The following is a 24,770-nucleotide window of genomic DNA, read 5'->3' on the forward strand; positions in this document are numbered from 1 at the left end:
GGGACTGTGTCCCCTGCAAAACCTTTATTTCTCTTCCCCAAGCGGCACGCCATAAAGCTCCAGCTTGTGACCGACCAGCTTGTAGCCCAGCTTTTCCGCCAGGCTCTCCTTCAGTTTCTCGATTTCCTCATCGAAGAATTCAACAACCTGACCGGTCTTGATATTGATCAGGTGATCGTGGTGATCGTCTCCCGCCTGTTCATAGCGCGATCGGCCATCACCGAAATCATGGCGCTCGACCACACCGGCCTCTTCAAACAGGCGCACAGTGCGATATACCGTCGCCAGCGAGATATTGGGATCGACCGCCGCGGCCCGGTGGTACAGTTCTTCTACATCCGGATGATCCTCGGCCGCCGACAGGACACGCGCCACAACCCGGCGCTGGTCAGTCATCCGCATACCTTTTTCGATACATTGTTGTTCTATGCGATCCATGACCTGCACTCCGGTATAGGCAAAAAGTCCCGCAAATGTATGGTGTTGCGCCTCAGAGTGCAAGCCTCAAGATGTAGGCGTCCGCCGGCGGCTTGCCCTTGCGACTGTAATAGGCCTTGCGCCGTCCGGTCTTTTTAAAGCCTACACTTTCATACAGCCGCAGCGCTGCCGGATTATCGATGGCCACCTCCAGAAACAGCGATTCCGCGCCCTCGCCGCGCAGGGCCTTGATGACCTGCTCCAGCAGCATCCGCGCCAGGCCGCGCTTCTGGAAGTCCGGATCGGTGCAGATGGTCAGAATCTCGCCCTCGCCGGCCACCACCGTCATCACCACGAAGCTGACAATCTCGCCCTCGACCTCGAACACATAGGTGCGGTGGTGCGGCTTGATCAGCAGATCGGCGAAAACCCCTTCACTCCAGCCATAATCGAAGCACCGCGTATGGATGTGCTCAAGCTGCATGGAAGGCGTGTCGAGCTGGCGGATCAGGGGCATGGGTCAGGCAGGCTCGTTCAGGCTGATAATACCGCGGGTCGAGGCAATGGCATCGGCTTCGCGCATATAGAGCGGGGTCAAATCATCGTGACCCACATCTACGGTCAGCCTGGAAAGCGCGTCAAGCGCTGGCCACGTTTGGGGGAATTCGCTGGCATCAGGCCAATAGCCGGCAAGGAGCGCCGCGGCCGGGCCGGTCAGGATTTCAACCGGATTGGCCGACGCAAATTCGGTTATGGCTTCCGGCATGTTCACATCGAGGGTCACGGCTGATCCGCCGGGAAAAGGCTGAACGTAAATCTGGCCACGACCGCCATTCACCACCGCCAGGCGGCTTTTATTGAGCAATTCCGCATGATGGCCAAGGGCTTCCAGCGTACCGATCCCCTTCAATGGCACACCGGCGCCCGCCGCCAGACCCTTGGCGAAGGACAAGCCGACCCGCACACCCGTAAAGGAACCCGGCCCCAGTGTGGTGCCAATAATATCAAGGGCTTTCGGCTTGATCCCTGTCGCCTGAAAGGCTTCCAGCGCCATGACCGGCAGGCGTTCCTGCTGACCGCGCGTCATACCTTCAGTGATCTGAAACAGACAGGTTTCGCCATCGAACAGCCCCAGACCACAGGCGTTCAGGGAGGTATCAATGACCAGACGCAGGCTCAACTAGAGAACCTGCTCGATGGATTTCACTTCCGGCACATAGTGCTTCATCAGGCTTTCGACGCCCTGGCGCAAGGTGGCCGAAGACGACGGGCAACCTGAACAGGCGCCGCGCATATGCAGATAGAGCGTGCCGCTATCCATGTCGAAGCTGTCGAATTCGATATCGCCGCCATCCTGGGCCACGGCCGGACGGACACGGGTATCAAGCAGATCCTTGATCTCGGCCACGATCTGACCGAGTTCGCCTTCATAAACGATGTCGTTTTTGACTTCCGCTTCGCGCAGGATGGGTTGGCCACTGGAATAAAAATCCATGATGGCGGCCAGGATTGGCGGCTTGAGTTGCGCCCAGATCAGGTCCGAATCCGGCGAACGGCGGACAGTCAGGAAATCATTACCGAAGAACAGCCCAGCCACGCCATCGAGCGCGAACAAGCTCTCAGCCAGCGGAGAGACCTGCGCTTCTTCCGCCGTGCGGAATTCCTTCGTACCGGTATCAAGCACCTCCTGACCGGGAATGAACTTGATGACATCGGGGTTCGGGGTGGATTCGGTCTGGATAAACATGGCAGCGCCTTAAACTGTAACTGCGCTGTAAATGGGCCTAAAGCAGTTCCAAGACAAGAGGCATGTTACAACCTCTCCTCCCCATTTCTTAAATGGGGAGGAGAGCTATTACAACTTACCCGCCCACTCCCGGATCAGCGCATTCACAATCGTCAGCTTGGCGAAACTCCAGCCGCCCGTTTCCATGTCTGTCATCATCTGCTGCAACGGCTCGATCAAGGTCTTGTTTTCGGCTTCCCAGTTTTCGATAATTTCCGCCGGGCTTTCCGATGGCGACATACGGGCCATCATGGTTTTCACCACCGTCTTCTGTTCAGACAGCACATCCTCGATCAGGCGACGGGTCGCCATACGGTCCCACGGATCGCTGGAGGCCAGATCGCCAGCCCCCGCTTGCAGGCCATCGAAGCCGAAATGCGCGCCGGTGAGGAAATAGAGTTCCGCCGTCTTGTCGAGCGGCTTCTTTTTTTCGGACGCCAGGTCGATAATATCGGCAGCATGATGGAAAGCGCTCAGGCGGGTAATTCGCGCCGCCAGATCGGCGGGACAACCCAGGGCTTCCCGTTCGGCCACGCGATCGGCGAGACGCGCCTTCGCCAAGCCGGTAAAGGCCGCATCACCCTGGGCGAGCAGACTAGAAACACCCTCTGCATAAGGCTTCAGCATGGCGGCGAGATCAACGGTTTGGCCGGCATTACGCCGCATGATCCAGTAGGTCTGGTGGCGGACAAAGCTGGCCAGATCGCTGTAAAGCGCCGTCTGCGCTTCGGCCGGTATCATGTTATCGAGCGCATTGACCTCGCTCCACAGGGCATTGATATCGAACAACTGGCGCGTGGCCTCGAATGCCCGGACCAGCGCAGACGTATCAACCCCGGCCCCGCGCGTCACCCGCATGGCGAAGCTCGGTCCGCACACATTGACGATCTCGTTGCTCACCACCGTAGCGATGATTTCACGATGCAGACGGTGCTTGCGGATAGCGTCCCTGTAATCATGCAGCGCCGGCGGGAAATACCGCACCAGCACCGGCGCAAGCCCGGCATCATCCGGCGCCGTCCCGGCCACAATATCATCAAACAGGACCAGCTTGGCATAGGCGGTAATGACCGCCAGTTCCGGCCGGAAAAGCCCGTGATTGCCAACCTTGCGCGCTTCGAGCACCGAATTGGACGGCAGCCCTTCGACCTTGCGATCGAGGCGACCGCGTTTTTCCAGACCCGACATAAAGGCCTGCTGCGCGGAATTATCTTCCGCCGAGGTGGCTTCCTGAAGCGAAAGCGCCAGGGTCTGGTCGTAATTGTGTTTCAGCACATGCCGCGCCACATCATCAGTCATGCTCGCCAGCAGGTCGTCACGGGCCTCGGCCCTCAGTTTGCCGGAGGCGATCACCTGGCTAAGCAGGATCTTGATATTGACCTCGTGGTCGGAGCAATCGACGCCAGCGGAATTATCTATGGCGTCGGTATTGAGCCGCACGCCGGATTCGGCGCAGGCAATCCGTCCGGCCTGGGTAATGCCGAGATTGGCGCCTTCGCCGATCACTTTCGCGCGCACTTCAGAACCATTGATACGGATGGCGTCATTCGCCTTGTCACCGACATCGAGATGCCCTTGCGCCGGCGATTTGATATAGGTGCCGATGCCGCCGAAATAGAGCAGCTCGACGCGTGCCCTGAGGATGGCCTGCATCAGCTCGAATGGTGACACTTCATTGGCTTCCAGATCCAGCAAAGCCTTGATTTCCGGCGACAGCGGGATCGATTTCTGACTGCGCGGAAAAATGCCGCCGCCCTTCGAGATCAATTCCTTATTGTAATCCTGCCAGGAAGAGCGGGGCAGGGCGAACATGCGCTCACGCTCGGCGAAGGATTTGGCCGCGTCGGGATTGGGGTCAATGAAGATATCGCGGTGATCGAAGGCGGCGACCAGCAGGGTTTCCTTCGACAGCAACATACCGTTGCCGAAGACGTCGCCCGACATATCACCGACACCGGCGGCAGTGAAAGATTGCGTCTGGATATCCTTGCCGATTTCGCGGAAGTGGCGCTTGACCGCTTCCCAGGCGCCGCGCGCCGTGATGCCCATGGCCTTGTGATCATAGCCCACCGAGCCGCCGGAGGCGAAGGCGTCACCCAGCCAGAAATTATAATCGGCCGAAACGCCATTGGCGATATCGGAGAAAGTGGCCGTGCCTTTATCCGCCGCAACCACCAGATACGGATCGGGATCATCCCAGCAGACGACATCGGCCGGCGGGACGATATGACCCTTGGCGTCGAGATTGTCCGTCAGGTCAAGCAGGCCTGAGAGGAAGGTTTTGTAAGCGACGATGGCGGCGCTTTTCACCTCATCGGGTGTGCCGTTTTTCGGCAGTTTCTTCGGGAAGAAACCGCCTTTCGACCCGACCGGCACAATGACAGCGTTCTTCACCTGCTGCGCCTTGACCAGCCCCAGCACCTCGGTGCGGAAATCATCCTTGCGGTCCGACCAGCGCAGGCCGCCCCGCGCCACCGGGCCGAAGCGCAGGTGGACGCCTTCGACGCCCGGCGACCAGATGAAGATTTCGCGGTAGGGCTTGGGTTCAGGCAGGTCGGCCAGTTCGCGGCTGGCGATCTTGAAGGAGATATAGGCCTTGTCGTTGCCCGCGCTGTCCTTCTGGAAATAGTTTGTCCTAAGCGTTGCGCCGATCAGGGCCGAAAGCCGCCGCAGCACGCGGTCATGATCGAGACTGGCGACCTTTTGCAGCAGGGTTTCGATATCAGCCGTGGCCGCTTCGACCGCCGTTTCACGCGCAGAGGCATTACCACCTTTCTGCGCGAACTTGATATTGAACAGGCCGAGCAGCGCTTTAACTACTGCCGGATTGTCACGCAGGGCGGCTTGCTGGATATCGGCGCTCGGATCGAGGCCGGACTGGACACGATAACGGCAGAAGGCGCGCAGCAAAGCCACTTCGCGCCACGACTGGCCGGTCAGGGCCAGGGCGTTGAAACCGTCATCTTCCGTCTTGCCGTACCACAGGGCCAGCAGGGTCTGCTCAAACTCATCGCGGAAATCAGCAAAGGCGCTGACGTGACCGCGGGGCATTTTGAGAATGAACTCATGGACCCAATAGGTGCCGATCGTCGTGGAGCGGACGTGATAGCCGTATTCCTCCAACGTTTTCAGACCCATATTACCGAGCACAGGCAGGATATCCGATAGCGGAATGGCCTTTTCGGCGCGGGTATAGAGCTTGAAACAGAAGTGGTTTTCGTCGTCTTCCAGCCGCTGATAGGCCCTGACATTGACCGGCGCATCGGCGGAAAGCCCTTGCAGGCAGACCGTATCTATGACCGCTTCATTGGTAGTGTAACGCTCCTGATAGCCGGCGGGGAAGGCCGCCGCCCAAGTCATCCAGTCGATGCCCTTCGGCGTCTGGTCGAGCCTTTCGACCTGCGCCTCGACCTTTTGGGGCCAGGAACGGGTGATGTTCTCGATATCGGCTTCGACATCAGCGATGTTCGGATCGAAGTGATCGCCGGGCGTGACGCCGATAATATAATGGATGCAGGAAAGCAGCGATTCCGTGATGTAGGAATAGGACGCCGAAACACGGCCGCACCAGGCGGCCGCAAGAATTTCGCCGGCCTGTTTCTGCATCTGCGACTGATAGATTTCGCGCGGAATATACAGCATCACCGAAATGAAGCGATCGAACGGATCGACGCGGGTGAACAGCCGCACACGCGGACGATCGGACAGGTGCAGGATGCCACGCGCGATGCGCAGCAATTCCTGCTCGGTCATCTGGAACAGTTCATCGCGCGGATAGGTTTCGACAATATTCTTCAGGCGCTTTTCATTATATCCACCCTGAAGGCCGAGCGCCGCCGCCTCATGCAGCACATGCTCCGCCTTCTTTCGGATCAGTGGCACCTCGAAAGCCGGGCGATCGTAGGCTTCGCTGGTGAACAGGCCGACGAAACGGACCTCGCCCGAAGGCTTGCCATCGGCGCCATAACGTTTGACGCCGATATAATCCATGTAGACGCGGCGGTGGACACGGGATTTGAGATTGGCCTTGGCCACCGTCACCGGTTCCGAATTCTGAAGCTGCGACATCAGTTGCTTGCTGAGCACCGCCGGCTCGCTGGACCGGCGCAACACGGCGCGGCCAGAGTCACGCAGGACACCGAAGCCTTCCTGCATCTGGTTCAGCGGCTCTTCGCGGGCATAGGCGCCGTCGCTTTCGCGCGGATAGGCATAGCCGCGCGCGCCCAGGAAAACAAAGTGGTTTTCATCGACCCAGCGCAGGAAGGCGAGGTTTTCGTCCAGCGCCGCCGCATCGATGGCGGGATTGCCGCGCTGGCGATCGAGCGCTTCGATTTCTTCGGCCAGCAGCTTCTGCATACGCGGAAAATCGCGCACCGCCAGCTTGAGGTCGTTCAGGCTCTGGTCGATGCCCTCAGTAATCTGCTTATGGCGCTCGGCACTTTGGCGCTCGATGAAGACCAGCATCATCGATTCCCTGGTTTCCCCGACCTTCAAAGGTTCACCGGTCTTGACGCGGTTGCCGTCGGAATCACGGTGCGGGGTGACAACCGGATGAAACATCGACCGGATGGAAACGCCTTGATCGATCAGTTCGCCCATGACGGTTTCGACGATAAACGGCGAGTCGCCCTGTATGAGCTCGACCACATCGTAAGGGGTCGGCTGGCCCTTATCATCCAGTACAGGCGTTATGCGCCGCAAGGTCTGGGCGCCGTCTCGCTGACCACCATATTGCCAGAAGCCGGCAATAACGCGATTAAGGTCGCCGGCGGTCAGGTCGGCCAGTTCATCGGCGTCGAAATCCTCAAGTATCTGGGTCAGGAAGTTTTTTTCGCACTCATCGAGCCTGAGAAAATCCCTGGCCCCCCGGCTCGTTATGAAAGCCTTTGTCAGGGCGTCCTTGGAGGGGGATTGGCTTTCGCCAGGCGTGAGCGTGTCCATGCGTATTTCCACTTGATCCTGACCGCGAGTGTCGGGGTGGCGCCGGTTCGCGGTTCGTTATTATGAGTCCCGAAATATGGGACTGGCGTATGTGACACAATCTTTAACAAAAGTGCGCAACGGTTTCACTACAAACTTGCCTCCGAAACCGATTTTGTGATCACTTTATTGCCGTTCTGGTGGCGCGCATTTTTAAAGAAGCCCGGACTATCGCCCAATAAAAAGCCGCCAATCCGGCGGGGGATTGGCGGCTTGGGCGTAAAAGCCTCTTTATGGGGGGGAAGTGGCTCCTGCGTCCCGGGTTCGATGCTGACGCGCCGGGGGATGGCGCGCCGCATCTCGTTTTCGACCTTTCCGCACGGACCGGGCGGGGCATAGCCTAGCTCCAGCGGGCCACTCAGGCGAACCTGAGCAACGGCTCTACTTTTAACATTGCATACCCTGCATAGCTAGTGGCCCGACCATCAACTTTGTGTGCGGAAAACGTGTGAAATGCGTGTTCGTCATTGTTAAAAAACATGACTAATGACTCGTTATTCAGTCTTAATTTAGCTTTTGCCGGTTAGGTTGCAGGCACTATGATACAACCCGTACTCGCGCTTGTTGCCTGGTCGATGATCATGCTTGTCTGGCTTTATGTCCGCAGGCTGCCGGCGCTTGTCCGTTACGCCATATCGGAAGCGCGCCTGCAAAGCGGTGAGGCGATCCGCCAGATGCCGCCGCAGGCGCAATGGGCCGCCGACAATTACAACAACCTGATGCAGCAGCCGACGCTGTTTTACGCGCTCTGTCTCGGCATCTTTCTCAGCGGCCTGTCCAATCCCGGCCTCGAATACCTGGCGTGGCTCTATGTGGCCCTGCGCATCATTCACTCCGTCGTGCAATCGACCGCCAATATCACCACCATCCGCTTCTGCCTGTTCCTGGCGAGTTCGGGCGTATTGGGGCTGTTGTGTTTTGACGCGTTGCGAATAACGTTTAGGTTTTAATGCCCAATATAGGGCACGATCCGCCACATCCGCAGGCTATGCTTGATCCGGCCGGCTTCCGATCCAGCGCGCTGGCCGTGACCGACATAAAGATCGGCACGGATTTGGCCCTTGATCGCACCGCCGGTATCGAGCGCCGCCACCATCCGCTGGTAGGTCGGGAACGACTCTTTCAATGCGCCGGCGTCGGCGTCGATCCAGAACAGATCGCCCATATCATTCAGTAACGGATCAACGGCGATGGCTGACCCCGGCGGCAGGGCCAGGCCCGACGCGCCGACCGGTTCGGATTGCTCAGGCTGAATGACGAAGAAGATATAACGCGCATTGGTGTTCATGATCTCGGTGGCTTCCGCCCCGCGATGCGCCGCCAGCCAGGCATGGATATTATCGCCCGATGTCTGGGTCTTGTCGAGGATGCCGCGATCGGTCAGGGTTTTGGCGATGCCGGTAAAAGGCCAGCCATTATCGGCGGCATAAGCGGCATAGACACGCTTTCCATCCGGCAGGTCGAGAAAGCCCGACCCTTGAATCTGCATAAAGAAATAGTCTTCCGGCCGCATGTAATATTGCGTCCCGGAAACGTTATATGCGGACATTTGCTCAATTTCGGCGCGGGTAAAATAGGGCACATAAAGATCACCCAGCCGGCGGGCCGCCGCTTTCGGCGCCGATGAGGCTGGCGTCATCTGCGAACCCGGCACGGTGACAAGATCAGCGGGCCTGGTGCGCACGACCTGCGAAAATTCCGCGTCCGGCGCCAATTGCGCCTCGTAGTCCGGCACGAAATAGCCAGTCAGCAAACCCTGACCTTCTACCTTCTCAACACGGAAATGCGCATTAAGAAAGGCCATAATCTGGTGCGGCGTCTCGAAATCCTGCCGGGTCATGGCCGCGCAGATATCGGCGTACTGACGGCCCTTCTTGTACTGGCAGGTGGCGCGCAGGGCTTCGATGGCGATAAACGGATCGGCTTTCTCCCAGCCCGGCAGATCAGACAGGCGCGCGCCTTCCGGCACCGGCGTCGGCAAATAGACCGGCGGCTGGCCTGTTTCGGTTGGCGTCTTCGGCGGGGTCACCACCGGCGGCGTGGCGGGCCTTTCGGCGCAGGCCGCAACCAGCAACGTCAGAACAAGCGCAAAACCAAGCCTCAACCTCACGCCTTGGCCGCCTCTACCTTTGTAAGCAACCAGGGGTTGGCAGGGTTTTTCATCGCCTTCTGGAAGGTCCAGTATTCAGCGGTCCGCTTATAGGTGCGGTGCGGCCTGACAGGCTCCGCTTTTTTATCCGAAGCGGTCACGGGAACCGCTGCTTCCGCCGTTTCGCCGGGCACAACAACGTCTTCATAGGCCAGTTCCGACAGGAAACGGACACGAATCTGCGCCAGGTCTTCCTTGAAATCGATCAGGTCGAGATCGGCCTTCGGCGCATCGACGAAGCTGACCGTATCCTTCGACGCGCTGGCGCGCTGGCTGACCGCCTGGCTGAAACTGCTCATGACACGTTCTGACAGCTTATCCTTAATGGCGTCCAGTTCACCCTTGTGAAAGGCAATCACGACCTGCTCATAGGTTTCGCGGGCCTTTTCGAGAAAATTGATCTCGTTGAAGTTGGTGTCGCGGGTTTTCAGCGTTTCCAGATTGGGCATACGCATGGCTTCCGGCACGCGCTCGGCGCGCACAGCGGCATCCAGTTCCTCGCCTTTCGGTCCGGCCGGCTTCTCTTCGGGGCGGAAACCCGCCTTGCGGCCCAGCACATTATAGAGCTGCAACAGGATCACCACGGCCAGCACGGCAAAAACAATAAGGGCTATCACTTGGGTATTCACGGAATGTCTCTTCTGTTTTCGAGTCTGGCTTTCGGGCCGCAGGTCATTTTTGGGCGTCTTTGAACGCCCGCCACAGTAACTATATAGGATAAGTTTAAGGAAACGGAACTCTTCGTTTGATTGCTTAAAATTTTCTTATCTGATAGTCGCATTTCCACACATGTCGGTGCGGCTGTTTCCGCCGCCTTACAAATATGAATTACCGGAGCCTGTTTTCATGTCTGACGCCTTTACCCCCGAACAACCGCCCGTCCCGCAAATGCAGGTCCTGGCGCAATTTATCCGCGATTTCTCGTTCGAAAATCCCCGCGCGCCCAATTCCCTGCGCATGGATTCGCGCCCGGAAGTCGATCTCGGCGTTGAAATGAGCGCCAAGGGCCGCCCGGACGGCATGTTCGAGGTCGATATCAAGCTGACCGTGAAGGCTTCGACGCCTGAAGGCGCGATGTTCGCCATCGAACTGGTCTATGGCGGTCTGTTCCAGCTCGGTAATATCCCTGAGCAGATGATCGAGCCGACCCTGCTCGTCGAATGCCCGCGCTATCTCTTCCCGTTCGCCCGCCGCATCATCGCCGATGCGACCGCCGACGGCGGCTTCACCCCGCCCTTCTTCCTGGAGCCGATCGATTTCGGTGCGCTGTACATGCAGCAAAAAGGCAATATCCAGTCGCAGCAGACGGTGGGGCAAGCTTAAGCAAGTTGCAGAGGCACAACCTCTGCACGCGTAAATTTGAAGAAGCCCGGTGGTGACGCCGGGCTTTTTGCATCCAAAGCAAAGCCACAGCGATTTTTTATATCGTCTCGGCTAGGAGAACGGCCCTACGGAAAATCCGCCCGCCTGTTAAAGCTCGCTTGTGTAATGGTGCCTCTAAAATCCTCCCTGCGCGTTCTGGTCGTCGATGACAACCAGGCCTCCGCCGATACCCTGCACTGGACAGTCGAACTGTTCGGCGATGAAGTGAAAAGTTGCCATGACGGTCAAAGCGCGCTGAAACTGGCTGCCGACTTCAAACCCGACGTTGTTTTGCTTGATATAGGTATGCCCGGCATGGACGGTCTTCAGGTTTGCCAGGCCTTGCGCGCCATGCCCGAACTGGGCCAGATGAAAATCATCGCCCAGACCGGCTGGGGCGACGAACAGATGCGCCTGAAAACGGCCTCCGCCGGCTTCGACCTGCATCTGGTCAAGCCCGTCGATCCGCGTGTGCTCGAAGATATGCTGTGGCTGCTGCGTTCAGGCCGGCAAGCCGCTTAAGAACCAGTTGGCCAGAGTGACTTTTCTTTCAGGTATTTTTTCACAAACGCTTCATGCGCCTCGGCTTCATCGGCCGTGATGCGCGAAACCAACGGACGCGGACGCGCGCCGTAGCTGACATGATTGGCCGTCTGCGCCGCCGCCGCACGCGCACCGACCATTTCGAGATCAAGCCCACGTTCCTTGCCGCCGAGCAATTCCAGGTAAACACTGGCGAGCAAACGGGCGTCGATCAGCGCGCCGTGCAGGTCGCGTTCGGCCAGTGAGATATTGAAGCGCCGGCACAGAGCGTCAAGCGAATTGGCCGCGCCTGGGAATTTCAAACGCGCCATTTCCAGCGTATCGATCCACTGTTCGGTGGGCGGCGCGATGCGGTTATGCCGCTCCAGTTCCATATTGATGAAACCCCGGTCGAACGACGCATTGTGCGCGATGATCTTACGGTCGCCGAGAAACTCGATCAACTCGTCGCAGATCGCTTCCATCTTCGGCTTGCCACGCACCATTTCATTGGTGATGCCGTGAACCCGTATGGCGTCAGGCTCGATCTCGCGCTCCGGATCGATAAAACGATGGAAGGTCCGGCCGGTCGGCAACAAGTCCTCGATCTCGATGCAGCCGACTTCAATCAGGCGGTGACCCTTTTTATGGTCAATGCCGGTGGTTTCCGTGTCGAGTACGATTTCTAATGCCATGTTTCTTAAGTGCGGAGATGCGCGTGATTTGTAAAGTGGTCAGCGCAATTTTTCGATCAACGCCCGCACGGCGTCGCGGCAATCATCGAGGCTTTTCGAAGTATCGATGATGAAATCCGCCCGCGCCCGCTTTTCCGCATCCGGCATCTGGCGCGCCAGGATCGCCTCGAACTTTGCCTCGGTCATGCCGGCGCGCGCCAGGACACGGGCGGCCTGCACATCGGCCGGTGCGCTGACCACCAGAACCTTGTCGAGCTGGTTTTCGGCACCGGTTTCATAGAGCAGCGGAATATCGGCGACAACCAGAGGCGCACTGGCATGTTCGGCCAGATAGCGATTGCGGTCATCGACCGTGGCCGGATGGACGATGGCGTTAAGCGTCTCGAAATTCGCCGCTTCGCCCTTCAATGCCACCGATAGTTTGACGCGATCAACCACACCGTCCGTCAGGATATCGCCGAAGGTTTCGACGAGTTTTGCCTTGAGGGGGCCGAATTCGGCATAGAGGCGATGCACGGCCTGATCGGCATCCCACACCGGCACGCCCTCATCAGCGAACATCGCCGCGATGGTCGACTTTCCCATGCCGATGGAACCGGTCAGGCCGAGCTTGATCACGCTGTTTCACCCAGGAAATCCAGAGCCAGTTTGCGGATATCATAATCAGGCCGTGGCTCGATACCGTAAAACGCCTTGAAACTAGGCCGCGCCTGTTCGATCAGCATGTTCAGGCCATCGACGGTTTTCAGGCCCCTGGCTTCGGCCGCCTGCAACCAGGCGGTTTTCAGCGGCCGATAGGTCATATCCATCACCGCCGCGTTTTCGGTCAGGTTTTCGAACAACGGGTGCGGCCCACCGGAGGCCGCGTTGATAATGGCAATGGCGCCGGAAAACGCCCGATCAACCTGGGTCAGGTCAAAGGCGGTGACGCCGATCTTGAAGGCGAACACCAGTTCTTCGGCACGGGCGATTGTCCGGTTTATGATCCGCACCTCCGGGCAACCCTTGTCGAGTAAGGCGGCGACGACCGCGCGTGACGCCCCGCCGGCGCCCATGATCGCCACCGGCGCCGATGACAGGTCGCAGTCCGGCGCCTGAAGTTCAAAGGCCCGGATCAGACCGTGGCCATCGGTGGAATCGGCATGGAGATAGCCTTCCTCATCAAAGGTCAGCAGGTTGGCGGAACCGGCCTTTTTCGCCGTATCGGATACCGTGTCGGCCAAGGCCAGGGCCTGTTCCTTGAAAGGCGCGGTGACATTCAGGCCTTTAATGCCATTGGAGCGGCAAGAGAGGATCAGGCGGTCGAAGCCATGTTCGTCCTTCGGGCCGAACGGGGCATAGACGCCATTCAAACCGAGATCGCGCAGCCAGGCCGTATGCAGAAACGGACTTAAGGAGTGGTGGATCGGCTGGCCGACCACGCCGGCGACCATGGCCGCACCTGTAGGAAGACCAATGGGAAGATCACTCATGCCATTACTACCTTGAGATTACGCAGCTGTGCCAGAAGCGGGAGAAGGGGCAGGCCAAGAACGGTGAAATAGTCGCCACGGATCGCCTCGAACAGGTGAACCCCTTCACCTTCCAGTTGGTAGCAACCCACGCTGGAGAGGATTTTGTTGCCGGTTTGCGCCAGATAATTGTCGATAAAGGCGTCAGACAGCGTGCGGACGGTCATTTCGGCGGTTTCGACCTGGGACCAGACGATCATGCCGTTTTCCGCCAGGGCCATGCCAGCGTGAAGATAGTGAGTTTTGCCGCTCATGCGTTTCAGCAAGACGCGGGCCTCGTCCATATTGTGCGACTTGCTGATCAGGTCTTTTTCGAGTTGCAGCACCTGGTCGCCACCGAGCACCAGACCCGGATTCCGCGAGGATACATGCAGCGCCTTGGCCTCGGCCAATTTCAGCGCCACGGATTTCGGGCTGTGCCCGCACAGCAGGCACTCGTCCTTGATGGCGTCTTCATCGAGATGGGCCGGGATCTTGGTGTGCGTCAGACCTGCGCCGGTCAACAGCGCGGAACGGGAAGCGGAAGCGGACGCGAGAATAAGCTGGGTCATTTAGGTCTTTGTAAGTTGCAGGGGCGGGGGCCCCTGCACCCCGATACACGATAGCGAGTAATTACATAATACTATTAGAGATTAAACTCCGTCGAGTTATGGGGTGCGGGGGCCAAAGAACGTCTTTGGGACCCCGCGTCTTAAATCCCGCCTAACCTGCCGGTCCGCTTTTCATTTAACAGACTGATAATAGTCGCCGAGGTCTCCTCGATCGACCGCCGCGTCACATCGATCACCGGCCAGCCTTTTTTCTCGAACAACCGGCGCGCACGAATAACCTCCTGCCGCACCGCTTCCTGATCGGTATAAGAAGACGGCCGGTCATCATTCAGCGTCAGCAGACGGTTTTTGCGGATAGAAATCAACCGCTCCGGCGACGCGATCAGGCCGACCACCAGCGGAATATTCATATCGTCCAGTTCATCCGGCGGATCACGGCCTGGCACCAGTGGAATATTGGCCGCCTTGATGCCCCGGTGCGCCAGATAGATGCAGGTCGGCGTCTTCGAGGTCCGGCTGACGCCGACCAACACCACATCGGCGTTCTTCACCCGGTCAGCCGCCGCGCCATCATCATGAGCGATGGCGTAGTTCAGCGCTTCGATACGCTCGAAATACTCATTATCGAGATTATGCTGGGCGCCAACCCGCTTGGAAACCGCCGCGCCCAGATGCCGCGAAAATGCCACCACCAGCGGATCAAGCACTCCGATTGCCGGCATATCCAGTTCACGGCAGCGCGCTTCCAGCATGGTACGCAATTCCATATCGACCATCGTATGCAGCACGATCCCCGGAAAACTTTCCATTTCCAGCAGGGCGCGCTCAAGCTGCTTTTCGGAGCGGATTAACACATAGATATGTTCAATCGGCAGAATACCTTCAAAACGGGCCGCCGCCGCCTTGGCCAGGGCGTTCAGGGTTTCACCGGTCGAGTCCGATACCAGATGAACGTGGAAGTAGCTGCCGATCTTTAAGGATGTCGAGGACATGAATAGCCTGTTAAATAAATCTGTGTGCCGAATCGGGGATAAGCCAACTGTATAAGTCGGGTCCGGCCGGGGACAATCATCCGATATTTCGCCAGACCCCGCAAGGCCGGGGATAAGGCTGCAAAAGACCTGTTTTTACTCGCAGCTTATCGACTCCTGGCGTTTCTGTATGAAATTATTATCGCTCTCTGTGTGTAAGTTAATTCTTCATTAACCATTCACACGAATCCATAAATACGACTTAAGAAAGTTTTAATCTTTCCTAACGTTTGATTAATTATCCAAGCCATTCACAGGGCTGTTAATGAAGTCTTAATCATCCTTAACGGGATGTGAAGAACCGGTGAATCCGGCGAAATCTGCGACACTTTTGCGCACTGTCCCCGCCTCTATAAACCTCTACAAACTCTTTTCTTTTCTTTTAGAGTAGGTCAAAGGAAGGGGCGCTTTCACACAGGTTGACTCATGACCACCATTCAGGCACCCATCAATCCATCGATCCTGGCAGTCCTCCAGGGTCAGACGCTCAAGGTGCCTCCGGTATGGTTCATGCGTCAGGCGGGGCGCTACCTGCCGGAATACCGGGAGCTTCGGGCTACAACCAAGGGGTTCGTTGATTTCTGTCTCACACCGGAGAAGGCGGCCGAGGCCACCTTGCAGCCAATCAGGCGTTTTGGTTACGACGCCGCCATCCTCTTTTCCGATATATTGATGATTCCCCTGGCCCTGGGTCAGGACCTGACCTTTGCGGTAGGTGAAGGGCCGATCCTGGGTGAATTACCGGCGCTGGATGCCATGCGGGAAAAAGCTAGCTCAGCAGGGGAAGCGCTAAGGAATGTGGGTGAGACCGTTGCCCGCGTGAAGGCGGAGTTGTCACCGGAGACCACATTAATCGGTTTTTGTGGCGGGCCGTGGACGGTAATGACCTATATGCTCAACGGCAAGAAGGCGCACGACCGCAGTCTCATTCGCACTTTCGTCTATGAAGACTATCAGAAGGTGCTCGACCTGATCGATATCGTTATCGAGGCCTCGGCGCACTATCTGAAAATGCAGGCCGATAATGGCGCGCAGGTTCTGAAGATATTCGAGAGCTGGGCGGAAGGCTTTCCTGATCCCTATTTCAACAGCCTGATCATCCAGCCGCATATTCGCCTGATCCAGCGGGTGAGGGAACTGGGCGTCACCCTCCCGATCATCGGTTTTCCGCGCGGCGCCGAAGCCCGCTGCCATGACTATATCGACCATGTGCCGGTGCAGGGCATGGGGCTTGGCACGGCGACACCGATGAAATTGGGCGTCGAATTGCAGAAAAAGGCGCCGATCCAGGGCGCGCTTGATCCGGTGGTTCTGCGATCCGGCGGCAAGGCTCTCGATCAGGCGATTGATCTGATTCTGGAGAACTGGGGGCAGGGGCCCTTGATCTTCAATCTGGGCCACGGCATCTTCCCCGATACGCCGATGCCTCATGTCGAGCAGGCGCTGAAACGGATCAGAGCTTAAATGAAGCGCGTTGCGGTATTGTTATTCAATCTCGGTGGGCCGAAAAATCCCGAAGATGTGCAGGGGTTTCTCTATAATCTCTTCGCTGACAAGAATATCATCAACCTGCCGTTCGGCTTTCGCCAGGGCGTAGCCTCGCTGATTTCTAGCCGGCGGGCGCCCTCGGCCAAAAAGAACTATGCCTATATGGGCGGTGGTTCGCCGATCCTGAAGGAAACGCAGGCGCAGGCTGACGCACTGCAAGCCTATATCGCCGCCAATACCAAGGGAATCGAGGCAAGGGTCTTTATCGGTATGCGCTACTGGCATCCCTTTATCGAGGCGGCGGTCAGGGAGATTGAAGCCTACGCGCCGGATGAGATCGTGCTGTTGCCGCTCTATCCGCAGTTTTCCTCAACCACCACCCTGTCATCCTTCCAGGCTTTCGAGAAGGCTTATCGGGGGCGGGCAAAGGTCACACGCGTTTGCTGCTATTCGGATAATGACCATTTCATCAAGGCGCATGTGGACGCCATTGCCGCCAGGATCAAAACCCTGAAAGACCCAGCCGGTTATCGCCTGCTGTTTTCTGCACATGGCCTGCCGGAAAGCATCATCGCGCGCGGTGACCCTTATAAAGAACAGGTCGAGAGCGGCGTGGCGAAAATCATGGCTTTGCTCGGCAATCCGATTGAACACGCCATCTGTTATCAAAGCCGGGTCGGGCCGATGAAATGGATCGGGCCTTCGACGGACGCCAGCATCCAGAAAGCCGGCAAGGATGGCAAGTCGATCATCCTGGTGCCCATCGCCTTCGTCTCCGAACATATCGAGACCCTGGTGGAACTCGATATCGAATATGCCCATCTGGCGGCGAGTGCGGGCGTAAAGGATTATATTCGCTTGCCGGCATTGGGCGTCAATCCAAGTTATATCAAGGCGCTGAATGACGAGGTGCTGAAAGCGATCGGCTCGAAGGCGCCGGTGATCGGCGATCATGACTGCGCCAAATGTCACAGCTTTTGTCCAAGGAGCGCCGCATGAACTGGTATGATTTGGTAAGGGGGCTACATATCCTGGCGGTAATCGCCTGGATGGCCGGACTTTTGTACCTGCCGCGATTATTTATCTATCATATCAAGAACGCCGATACACCGGCCGTAACCAGCGTGTTCAATGTGATGGAACGCAATCTGCTGCGCCTCATCATGAATCCGGCGATGATCGCCGCCTATGTGTTTGGTCTGACCCTGATCTGGCTGCGTTTTCATGAGCACTGGGCGTCGTTGTTGAGCACATGGATTCTGGTCAAGCTGGCCGGGGTTGCTTTGCTGACGGGGTATCACCATTTTCTGGCGGTGCGTTTCAAGAAGCTGCAACGTGGCGAACCGATTGGCACCGAGAGCTTCTGGCGCAAGATGAACGAGGTGCCGTTCGTTCTGGCGATCATCATGGTGCTGTCTGTCACGCTGGAATACGGATCACGATAATTTATGGGGTATGGGGTCCGTGGCCCCACACCCCATAAAAATTCTTGACCGCGTATTTCCTTGGTGTAGGGTCGCGCCAGATATGCCCAAGCGGCATTCCTGTTGGCGCCACGTTCTGTGGAATTGCCATTCCAAAAGACATTTATCAGCCTTTTCAAGCGTTTAAGCTAAAAGGGGCAGGGGATACGATCGCAATTGCTTAAGGGCCAGAAGCCCCGGCAATCCCTTTGCGCGTATCTCATACTCACCAAAGAGATTACCATGACCGATGAAACCGAAACGCCAGAGCCTGAAATCCAGAACGAAATTCAGCCAGTGGAAAACCTGACTGAAGACACGCTTGATGCCGATCTCGAAAACGAAGACGGTGATGAGGACGTTCTTGAAGGCTCGATGACCGGCCAGAAAATGTCCCTCCAGACCCTGAAGGACAAGACCCCGACAGATCTGCTGACCTTTGCAGAATCGCTGGGTGTCGAGAACGCCAGCAACATGCGTAAGCAGGACATGCTGTTCGCCGTGCTGAAAGCGCTGGCCGAAGAAGGTGTCGAAATCACCGGTTCCGGCGTTATGGAAGTCCTGCAAGATGGCTTCGGTTTTCTGCGCTCGCCCGAAGCCAACTATCTGCCTGGCCCAGACGATATCTATGTCTCGCCCCAGCAGATCCGTCGTCATGGCCTGCGCACCGGCGATACGGTCGAAGGACCGATCCGTTCGCCGCGTGAAGGCGAGCGCTATTTCGCCATTCTCAAGATCCAGACCATCAATTTCGAAGACCCGGAAAATATCCGTCATAAGGTCCACTTCGACAACCTGACGCCGCTCTATCCCGATCAGCGTTTGTGGATGGAAATCGAAGACCCGACCCTGAAGGATCGCTCGGGCCGCATCATCGATATCGTGGCGCCGCTCGGCAAGGGCCAGCGCTGCCTGATCGTCGCCCCGCCGCGCGTCGGCAAGACCGTCATGCTGCAAAACATCGCCAAATCGGTCGCCGCCAACCATCCGGATTGCTATCTGATCGTCCTGCTGATCGATGAACGCCCGGAAGAAGTCACCGACATGCAGCGCACCGTGCGCGGTGAAGTCATTTCCTCGACCTTCGATGAGCCGGCCACCCGCCACGTCCAGGTCGCCGAAATGGTTATCGAAAAGGCCAAGCGCTTGGTCGAACACAAACGCGATGTCGTCATCCTGCTCGACTCGATCACCCGTCTTGGCCGCGCCTACAACACGGTCGTCCCGTCATCGGGCAAGGTGCTGACCGGTGGTGTCGACGCCAACGCCTTGCAACGGCCGAAACGCTTCTTCGGCGCCGCGCGTAATATCGAAGAAGGCGGCTCGCTGACCATCATCGCCACCGCCCTGATCGATACCGGTTCGCGGATGGATGAAGTCATCTTCGAAGAATTCAAGGGCACGGGTAACTCGGAAATCGTCCTTGATCGCAAGGTCGCTGACAAGCGCGTCTTCCCGGCCATGGATGTCCTCAAGTCCGGCACCCGCAAGGAAGAACTGCTCACCGACAAGTCGAATCTGCAAAAGACCTATGTCCTGCGCCGTATCCTCAACCCGATGGGCGCCCAGGATGCGATCGAGTTCCTCAGCGACAAACTACGCCAGACGAAGAATAATGCTGAGTTCTTCCAGTCGATGAACACTTAATATGTGCTCAAGCGCCGCAGGGCTTACGCGCAAAACGTGCGCGGCGGCCCCTGGCCTAGCCAAACACTATGTGTTTGGAATGTTCAATCTATTCTAGCTCTTGCCAACCCGATATGAGAGGATCATATCGGGTTGGTTCGTTTAGGAGATCATCATGAAAGTCACGGTCAATGTCGAATGCACGCCGGAAGAGGCCCGCACCTTTCTTGGCCTGCCCGATGTTCAGCCGTTGAACGATTATATGATGAACGCCATGAAAGAGCGGATGGCGCAGAATATCCATTCGATGCAGCCGGAAGAAATGATGAAAAACTGGTCGAGCCTGGGCGTTACGGCGCAGGATCAGTTCTTCAAACTGATGCAGTCGGCGGCTCAGGCCAGCATGAGTTCCTTCGGTAAAAACGACAAAAAGTAAAGCCAGGTATTAAGGAGTGTTTCACGTGAAACACACGATTTTCGCTCTGGCTTCGGCGCAGGGCCGGGCAGGGGTGTCGATCATCCGCCTTTCTGGTGACCAGGCGCTATGGGCAGTCCAGCAACTCACATCGAAATCACTGACGCCCCGGGTGGCGACCTATACGTCGCTGACCTGGCAGGATGAACTGATCGATGAAGCGGTGGTTGTCTGGTTCAAGACGCCGAATAGCTTCACCGGCGAGGACTGCCTTGAGTTGCATGTCCACGGGTCGAAAGCCATTCTCGATCGCCTCTATCTCATTCTGGTCGAACTGGGTTTGCAACTGGCGGCGCCGGGTGAGTTTTCACGCCGGGCGTTGGAGCATGGCAAGCTCGACCTGACCCAGGCGGAGGCCATCGCCGATCTGGTCGATGCCGAATCCGAAGCTCAACGACGCCAGGCCCTGACTCAATTGGGCGGCGGGCTGAAACAACAATACGAAACTTGGCGATCGGACTTGATCGATATTCTGGCTCGGCTGGAAGTCTATATCGATTTTCCGGATGAAGACCTGCCAGTGGAATTGACCGACTCCATTCTTGGCCGTATCCGCGCATTGGAAGCACAACTTAACGCGGCCATTGCCGATTCTCATCGTGGCCGGCAAATCCGCGAAGGCTATCGGATTGTCATTCTGGGTGAACCGAATGCTGGCAAGTCGAGTTTGTTCAATGCGCTCCTGAAAGCCGAAGCCGCCATCGTGACGCCGATCGCCGGCACGACGCGCGACATCATCGAAGCGCAATTACGCATCGGCCCCTATTCGGTTCTGCTCTACGACACCGCCGGTCTGCGGGAAACCAACGAAGTCGTGGAAGCTGAGGGTATCCGTCGCGCCCGCGCCAAGGCCGATGAAGCGGATCTGCGTATCTGGGTCATCGACTCGACCGCACCCGCCTTGCCGGAAGATTTCCGCGAGGGCGATTTGATGGTCTTTAATAAGATCGATGAGGCGGGAGAGTCCGAGCGCCAAGCTGTGTCCGCCTTGCGTGTTTCACGTGAAACATCCGTCTTCGCTGTAAGTGTAGCCACGGGTGAAGGAGTGGCAGATATGGTAGCAACGGTCGAGCATACTGTCGGCGAACAACTCTCCGCCCAAACTTTTCCGGCTGCCACGCGTCTGCGCCATATCGAACGCCTGACTGAAGCCCGCGATCAATTGGCTATAGCTGCGCGTTCTAATTTGGCTGTACCGGAATTGTCAGCCGAAAACATTCGCTCTGCGGTCAATAGCTTCGAGCAACTTTTTGGCCGTTATGATGTCGAGGGCGTTCTGGATGTGATCTTTTCCAGCTTCTGCATCGGCAAATAGAATCGACCTGCTAGCGTCGATCTGTTATAGCCACGCCTTCCAATTAGAGAGCTGTAATGTCTGAACCCAAAACATTGTGGGATGTCATCGTCGTTGGTGGCGGTCATGCCGGCTGTGAAGCCGCGACCGCCTCCGCACGCATGGGCGCCAAAACCCTTTTATTGACCCATCGCAAGGAGACGCTCGGCGAAATGTCGTGCAATCCGGCCATTGGTGGCCTGGGCAAGGGGCATCTGGTGCGTGAGATCGATGCGCTCGATGGCATTATGGGGCGCATGGCCGATATCGGCGGGATGCAGTTCAAAGTGTTGAACAAGTCCAAGGGTCCGGCGGTGCGGGGTCCGCGCGCCCAAATCGACCGCAGGCTTTATCGTGAAGCCGTTCAGGCGGAACTGTTTCAAACTCCCAATCTGACCATTATCGAAGCGGCGGTCGAAGATCTGATCGTCGATAATGGCCTCGTCACCGGCGTAATTGATGGGACGGGTCAGTCCTACCTGACCAAGGCTGTCGTTCTGACAACCGGCACTTTCCTCCGTGGCGTCATCCATATTGGTGAAAAGCGCATGGCGGCCGGTCGCTGGGGCGATGCGCCGGCCAATGGCCTGGGGCAACGGCTTTATGATCTCAAACTGGATATGGGCCGCCTGAAAACGGGCACACCGGCGCGTCTTGATGGCAAAACCATCCATTGGAATCGCCTCGAACAACAGTTGGGTGATGATCCGATCCAGCCGTTTTCCATGCTGACGCCATCGATCGACCGTGCGCAAATCGCCTGCGGCATCACCTTCACCAACGAAAAGACGCACCAGATCATCGCTGATCGGCTGAATGAGTCTGCCGTCTATGGTGGTCACCTGTCGGGCAGGGGGCCGCGCTATTGTCCATCCATCGAAGACAAGGTGGTCAAGTTCGCCGACAAGACCTCGCACCAGATCTTTCTGGAGCCGGAAGGCTATGATGACGATACCGTCTATCCCAATGGCATTTCCACCAGTGTTTCGGAAGAAACCCAGGAAGCTTTTATCCGCACCATCGTCGGTCTCGAAGATGTGGTGATCAAGCGTTACGCCTATGCCATCGAATATGATTATGTCGATCCGCGCGAACTGCACCCAACGCTTGAACTCAAATCTCTGCCGGGCCTGTTTCTCGCCGGACAGATTAACGGCACGACCGGCTATGAAGAGGCCGGCGCCCAGGGTCTGATGGCTGGCATCAATGCCGCCGCGCGGGCAGGGGGGTATTCGCCGACCGTCCTCGGCCGGGATGAGGCCTATATCGGCGTCATGATCGATGATCTGGTGACGCGTGGCGTGACCGAACCCTATCGCATGTTCACCAGCCGCGCCGAATTTCGCCTGTCTCTGCGCACGGACAATGCCGATCAGCGCCTGACCGACAAGGGTTTGGGGCTTGGCGTTGTCGGTGAAACACGTAAAACGGCCTGGCGGGATAAGAAATCTGCCTTGGAAGCTATTCGTGGCCGTTCGGCTGAATTGATCGCCACCCCGAAAGAGGCCTTGGCGCAGGGCATTCAGGTCAATGGGGATGGCCAGCGGCGCAATGTGACCCAGCTTATGGCCTATGATTCCTGCAGTCGTGAGCGACTGGAAACCCTGTGGCCGGAAATTACACAATGGCCGGATGCGCTTTACGAGCAGGTCGAGATCGACGCCCTCTATGCCGGCTATATGCCGCGCCAAAAAGCCGAGATCGAAAGCTTCCGCAAGGATGAAAAACTCGCTCTGTCGGCTGATATCGACTATCTGACGATCCCCGGCTTGTCGAACGAGGCGCGGGAGAAACTGCACCGTATTCGTCCGCTAACCCTGGGGCAGGCGGGCCGTATCGAGGGTATGACGCAAGGGGCGCTGACGACGCTTCTGTTCTATGTGCGCAATCAGGCCAAACTAACCGCATGACCGAATTTATGACGGCTGACGAAATGTCCGCCAGGCTGATGTTTCACGTGAAACACGAGGCGATCGCTGACCTGCAAAAATTCTACGAGGTTTTGGCTACCCAGAACGAGGTAATGAACCTTGTCGGCCCAGCCACCTTGCCGGATTACTGGTCGCGCCATGTGCTCGATAGCGCGCAATTGCTTGATCGCCGGCCGGATGCCCGAACCTGGGCCGATCTGGGGGCGGGGGCCGGCTTTCCGGGTATCGTCCTCAGTATTCTTTTAAAGCACTCCGAGGGGCTGGTGCCTCAAGTTTATTTGGTCGAATCCCTGGCTAAACGATGCCGCTTTCTCCAAACCGTGGTTGACGATCTCGGTCTGCCGGCGACCGTGATTAATGATCGTGCCGAAAATGTCCGCCTCAAGGTTGATGTGGTCACCGCCCGTGCTGTCGCGCCGATGACGAAGCTTCTGGGTTTTGCCGAAGGCTTTATCCACAAAGGCGCCGATGCGTGGTTTTTAAAGGGGGAAAACGTGGAAAGTGAACTGGCGGACGCTGGAAAAGTCTGGAAATTTGACGTAGAACAGTACGAGTCCATTAGCGATCCGCGCGGTCGCGTGATCCATGTCCGGAGGCTGCGCCGTGCCCGATAATGCCTTTTCACCCGATAAAAAGGTCCGCGTCCTGGCCATCGCCAACCAAAAAGGTGGCGTCGGCAAGACCACGACGGCGATCAACCTCGGCACCGCCCTGGCCGCTATCGGCGAGCGCGTCCTGTTGATTGATCTTGACCCGCAGGGCAATGCCTCGACAGGTCTGGGTGTGCCGAAAAAGCAGCGCGAAAACTCGCTTTATGACGTGATTGTCGATCGCCGGCCCATTGGTGATACGGCTGTTAGTACGGCGGTGCCGGGGCTTTGGTTGCTGCCTTCAGACCCGGATCTGTCGGGAGTCGAGATCGAACTGGGCCAGGCGGAGCGCCGCTCCTACCGTTTGCGCGATGCGCTGGATGGCCTGGATCAAAACAAGCCGCCTTATGACTATATCCTGATCGATTGCCCGCCGTCGCTGAACCTGCTGACCGTCAATTCGATGAGCGCGGCCGATGCCGTTCTGGTGCCGCTACAATGTGAGTTTTTCGCGCTCGAAGGCCTGAGCCAGTTGATGCGGACCATCGATCTGGTGCGGGGCAGCCTGAACCCCAAGCTTAGCCTTCAGGGTATCGTTCTGACCATGTTTGACAAGCGCAATGCCCTGTCTGGTCATGTCGAGCGTGATGTCCGTTCGCATTTTGGCCAACTGGTTTATGATACGGTCATACCGCGCAATGTGCGGGTGTCCGAAGCGCCGTCGTTTGGCAAACCGGCCCTGATTTACGATATGAAATGTTCCGGCAGCCAGGCCTATATCAAGCTTGCTAAGGAACTGGTGACGCGCGAGCGTACTCGCCGCAAGCAAGCGGCCAAAATTCCGGCATAAGAGAAGAAAA

24 protein-coding genes are annotated in these 24,770 nt (G+C 57.5%); 12 read left to right on the plus strand and 12 right to left on the minus strand.

The window, feature by feature from the left end; all coding sequences use genetic code 11:
• Positions 1-24: 24 nt before the first annotated feature.
• The 5 genes from VL130_RS04725 to VL130_RS04745 form a co-directional block, all read right to left on the minus strand.
• Entirely contained in the window at positions 25-438 is a 414-nt protein-coding gene (locus VL130_RS04725) for a Fur family transcriptional regulator (RefSeq protein ID WP_325361580.1), read from the minus strand.
• Positions 439-490: 52 nt separating this feature from the next.
• Positions 491-934, minus strand: a complete 444-nt coding sequence (gene rimI / locus VL130_RS04730) for a ribosomal protein S18-alanine N-acetyltransferase (RefSeq protein ID WP_325361581.1) — start codon at positions 932-934, stop codon at positions 491-493.
• 3 nt (positions 935-937) lie between these two features.
• A complete protein-coding gene (gene tsaB, locus VL130_RS04735) occupies positions 938-1,597 on the minus strand; it encodes a tRNA (adenosine(37)-N6)-threonylcarbamoyltransferase complex dimerization subunit type 1 TsaB (protein WP_325361582.1) in 660 nt (219 codons plus the stop codon).
• A complete protein-coding gene (locus VL130_RS04740; RefSeq protein ID WP_325361583.1) occupies positions 1,598-2,164 on the minus strand; it encodes a NifU family protein in 567 nt (188 codons plus the stop codon).
• A gap of 108 nt (positions 2,165-2,272) precedes the next feature.
• Complete coding sequence (locus VL130_RS04745) at positions 2,273-7,144, minus strand: NAD-glutamate dehydrogenase (protein ID WP_325361584.1); 4,872 nt, start codon at positions 7,142-7,144, stop codon at positions 2,273-2,275.
• 578 nt (positions 7,145-7,722) lie between these two features.
• Here VL130_RS04745 and VL130_RS04750 point away from each other — a divergent pair.
• Positions 7,723-8,133, plus strand: coding sequence for an MAPEG family protein (locus tag VL130_RS04750; protein ID WP_325361585.1), 411 nt, complete (start codon positions 7,723-7,725; stop codon positions 8,131-8,133).
• On the opposite strand, the gene VL130_RS04755 is transcribed toward VL130_RS04750, so the two are convergent.
• Together VL130_RS04755 and VL130_RS04760 are read right to left on the minus strand one after the other, a co-directional pair.
• Positions 8,130-9,293, minus strand: coding sequence for an MltA domain-containing protein (locus VL130_RS04755; protein ID WP_325361586.1), 1,164 nt, complete (start codon positions 9,291-9,293; stop codon positions 8,130-8,132). The two genes, VL130_RS04750 and VL130_RS04755, sit on opposite strands and share 4 nt — an antisense overlap.
• Positions 9,290-9,961, minus strand: coding sequence for a Tim44/TimA family putative adaptor protein (locus VL130_RS04760; protein ID WP_325361587.1), 672 nt, complete (start codon positions 9,959-9,961; stop codon positions 9,290-9,292). The genes VL130_RS04755 and VL130_RS04760 overlap by 4 nt, the downstream gene beginning before the upstream one ends.
• 217 nt (positions 9,962-10,178) lie before the next feature.
• On the opposite strand from VL130_RS04760, the gene secB reads away from it, so the two are divergent.
• Entirely contained in the window at positions 10,179-10,655 is a 477-nt protein-coding gene (gene secB, locus VL130_RS04765) for a protein-export chaperone SecB (protein ID WP_325361588.1), read from the plus strand.
• Positions 10,656-10,820: 165 nt separating this feature from the next.
• Entirely contained in the window at positions 10,821-11,216 is a 396-nt protein-coding gene (locus tag VL130_RS04770) for a response regulator (RefSeq protein WP_325361589.1), read from the plus strand.
• Here the strand turns inward: VL130_RS04770 and dnaQ are convergent.
• From dnaQ to VL130_RS04795, 5 genes are all read right to left on the minus strand, one after another.
• Entirely contained in the window at positions 11,213-11,911 is a 699-nt protein-coding gene (gene dnaQ / locus VL130_RS04775; RefSeq protein WP_325361590.1) for a DNA polymerase III subunit epsilon, read from the minus strand. The two genes, VL130_RS04770 and dnaQ, sit on opposite strands and share 4 nt — an antisense overlap.
• A gap of 39 nt (positions 11,912-11,950) precedes the next feature.
• Positions 11,951-12,529 carry a dephospho-CoA kinase gene (gene coaE / locus VL130_RS04780; RefSeq protein ID WP_325361591.1) on the minus strand — a complete coding sequence of 193 codons (579 nt, stop codon included), beginning with the start codon at positions 12,527-12,529 and terminating at the stop codon, positions 11,951-11,953.
• On the minus strand, positions 12,526-13,383 hold the full coding sequence (locus VL130_RS04785) for a shikimate dehydrogenase (protein ID WP_325361592.1): 858 nt from the start codon (positions 13,381-13,383) through the stop codon (positions 12,526-12,528). The genes coaE and VL130_RS04785 overlap by 4 nt, the downstream gene beginning before the upstream one ends.
• The gene (locus VL130_RS04790) at positions 13,380-13,973 is read right to left on the minus strand and encodes a Maf family protein (RefSeq protein WP_325361593.1); all 594 of its coding nucleotides are present in this window, start codon (positions 13,971-13,973) and stop codon (positions 13,380-13,382) included. The genes VL130_RS04785 and VL130_RS04790 overlap by 4 nt, the downstream gene beginning before the upstream one ends.
• Positions 13,974-14,113: 140 nt before the next feature.
• Positions 14,114-14,965 carry a pyruvate, water dikinase regulatory protein gene (locus VL130_RS04795; RefSeq protein WP_325361594.1) on the minus strand — a complete coding sequence of 284 codons (852 nt, stop codon included), beginning with the start codon at positions 14,963-14,965 and terminating at the stop codon, positions 14,114-14,116.
• 465 nt (positions 14,966-15,430) lie between these two features.
• Here VL130_RS04795 and hemE point away from each other — a divergent pair, with 465 nt between their 5' ends.
• The 9 genes from hemE to VL130_RS04840 all read left to right on the plus strand — a co-directional run bounded on the left by hemE (position 15,431) and on the right by VL130_RS04840 (position 24,760).
• Positions 15,431-16,468: a uroporphyrinogen decarboxylase gene (hemE, locus tag VL130_RS04800; RefSeq protein ID WP_325361595.1), complete on the plus strand. Its 1,038-nt coding sequence runs from the start codon at positions 15,431-15,433 to the stop codon at positions 16,466-16,468.
• Positions 16,469-17,491 carry a ferrochelatase gene (gene hemH / locus VL130_RS04805; RefSeq protein WP_325361596.1) on the plus strand — a complete coding sequence of 341 codons (1,023 nt, stop codon included), beginning with the start codon at positions 16,469-16,471 and terminating at the stop codon, positions 17,489-17,491.
• The gene (locus VL130_RS04810) at positions 17,488-17,937 is read left to right on the plus strand and encodes a CopD family protein (protein WP_325361597.1); all 450 of its coding nucleotides are present in this window, start codon (positions 17,488-17,490) and stop codon (positions 17,935-17,937) included. The genes hemH and VL130_RS04810 overlap by 4 nt, the downstream gene beginning before the upstream one ends.
• Before the next feature lie 261 nt (positions 17,938-18,198).
• A complete protein-coding gene (rho, locus tag VL130_RS04815) occupies positions 18,199-19,602 on the plus strand; it encodes a transcription termination factor Rho (protein ID WP_325361598.1) in 1,404 nt (467 codons plus the stop codon).
• Between the two features lie 154 nt (positions 19,603-19,756).
• Positions 19,757-20,017, plus strand: coding sequence for a DUF6489 family protein (locus VL130_RS04820; protein ID WP_325361599.1), 261 nt, complete (start codon positions 19,757-19,759; stop codon positions 20,015-20,017).
• A gap of 25 nt (positions 20,018-20,042) precedes the next feature.
• On the plus strand, positions 20,043-21,371 hold the full coding sequence (gene mnmE / locus VL130_RS04825) for a tRNA uridine-5-carboxymethylaminomethyl(34) synthesis GTPase MnmE (RefSeq protein WP_325361600.1): 1,329 nt from the start codon (positions 20,043-20,045) through the stop codon (positions 21,369-21,371).
• A gap of 56 nt (positions 21,372-21,427) precedes the next feature.
• Positions 21,428-23,299 carry a tRNA uridine-5-carboxymethylaminomethyl(34) synthesis enzyme MnmG gene (mnmG, locus tag VL130_RS04830; RefSeq protein WP_325361601.1) on the plus strand — a complete coding sequence of 624 codons (1,872 nt, stop codon included), beginning with the start codon at positions 21,428-21,430 and terminating at the stop codon, positions 23,297-23,299.
• A gap of 8 nt (positions 23,300-23,307) precedes the next feature.
• Positions 23,308-23,934, plus strand: coding sequence for a 16S rRNA (guanine(527)-N(7))-methyltransferase RsmG (gene rsmG, locus VL130_RS04835; protein ID WP_325362369.1), 627 nt, complete (start codon positions 23,308-23,310; stop codon positions 23,932-23,934).
• Complete coding sequence (locus tag VL130_RS04840; RefSeq protein WP_325361602.1) at positions 23,924-24,760, plus strand: AAA family ATPase; 837 nt, start codon at positions 23,924-23,926, stop codon at positions 24,758-24,760. The genes rsmG and VL130_RS04840 overlap by 11 nt, the downstream gene beginning before the upstream one ends.
• Positions 24,761-24,770 lie beyond the last annotated feature (10 nt).

The sequence above is a fragment of the Asticcacaulis sp. genome, from assembly GCF_035497195.1.
GTDB lineage: Bacteria > Pseudomonadota > Alphaproteobacteria > Caulobacterales > Caulobacteraceae > Asticcacaulis.

Excerpts from the sequence above, each read along its gene's own strand:
- VL130_RS04790 (WP_325361593.1), bottom strand. The coding sequence starts at position 13,973 with ATGACCCAGCTTATTCTCGCGTCCGCTTCCGCTTCCCGTTCCGCGCTG.
- secB (WP_325361588.1), top strand. The coding sequence starts at position 10,179 with ATGTCTGACGCCTTTACCCCCGAACAACCGCCCGTCCCGCAAATGCAG.
- rsmG (WP_325362369.1), top strand. The coding sequence starts at position 23,308 with ATGACGGCTGACGAAATGTCCGCCAGGCTGATGTTTCACGTGAAACAC.
- VL130_RS04750 (WP_325361585.1), top strand. The coding sequence starts at position 7,723 with ATGATACAACCCGTACTCGCGCTTGTTGCCTGGTCGATGATCATGCTT.
- rho (WP_325361598.1), top strand. The coding sequence starts at position 18,199 with ATGACCGATGAAACCGAAACGCCAGAGCCTGAAATCCAGAACGAAATT.
- VL130_RS04725 (WP_325361580.1), bottom strand. The coding sequence starts at position 438 with ATGGATCGCATAGAACAACAATGTATCGAAAAAGGTATGCGGATGACT.
- rimI (WP_325361581.1), bottom strand. The coding sequence starts at position 934 with ATGCCCCTGATCCGCCAGCTCGACACGCCTTCCATGCAGCTTGAGCAC.
- dnaQ (WP_325361590.1), bottom strand. The coding sequence starts at position 11,911 with ATGGCATTAGAAATCGTACTCGACACGGAAACCACCGGCATTGACCAT.
- VL130_RS04740 (WP_325361583.1), bottom strand. The coding sequence starts at position 2,164 with ATGTTTATCCAGACCGAATCCACCCCGAACCCCGATGTCATCAAGTTC.
- VL130_RS04810 (WP_325361597.1), top strand. The coding sequence starts at position 17,488 with ATGAACTGGTATGATTTGGTAAGGGGGCTACATATCCTGGCGGTAATC.
- VL130_RS04820 (WP_325361599.1), top strand. The coding sequence starts at position 19,757 with ATGAAAGTCACGGTCAATGTCGAATGCACGCCGGAAGAGGCCCGCACC.
- mnmG (WP_325361601.1), top strand. The coding sequence starts at position 21,428 with ATGTCTGAACCCAAAACATTGTGGGATGTCATCGTCGTTGGTGGCGGT.
- VL130_RS04770 (WP_325361589.1), top strand. The coding sequence starts at position 10,821 with ATGGTGCCTCTAAAATCCTCCCTGCGCGTTCTGGTCGTCGATGACAAC.
- VL130_RS04785 (WP_325361592.1), bottom strand. The coding sequence starts at position 13,383 with ATGAGTGATCTTCCCATTGGTCTTCCTACAGGTGCGGCCATGGTCGCC.
- hemE (WP_325361595.1), top strand. The coding sequence starts at position 15,431 with ATGACCACCATTCAGGCACCCATCAATCCATCGATCCTGGCAGTCCTC.
- VL130_RS04745 (WP_325361584.1), bottom strand. The coding sequence starts at position 7,144 with ATGGACACGCTCACGCCTGGCGAAAGCCAATCCCCCTCCAAGGACGCC.
- hemH (WP_325361596.1), top strand. The coding sequence starts at position 16,469 with ATGAAGCGCGTTGCGGTATTGTTATTCAATCTCGGTGGGCCGAAAAAT.
- VL130_RS04795 (WP_325361594.1), bottom strand. The coding sequence starts at position 14,965 with ATGTCCTCGACATCCTTAAAGATCGGCAGCTACTTCCACGTTCATCTG.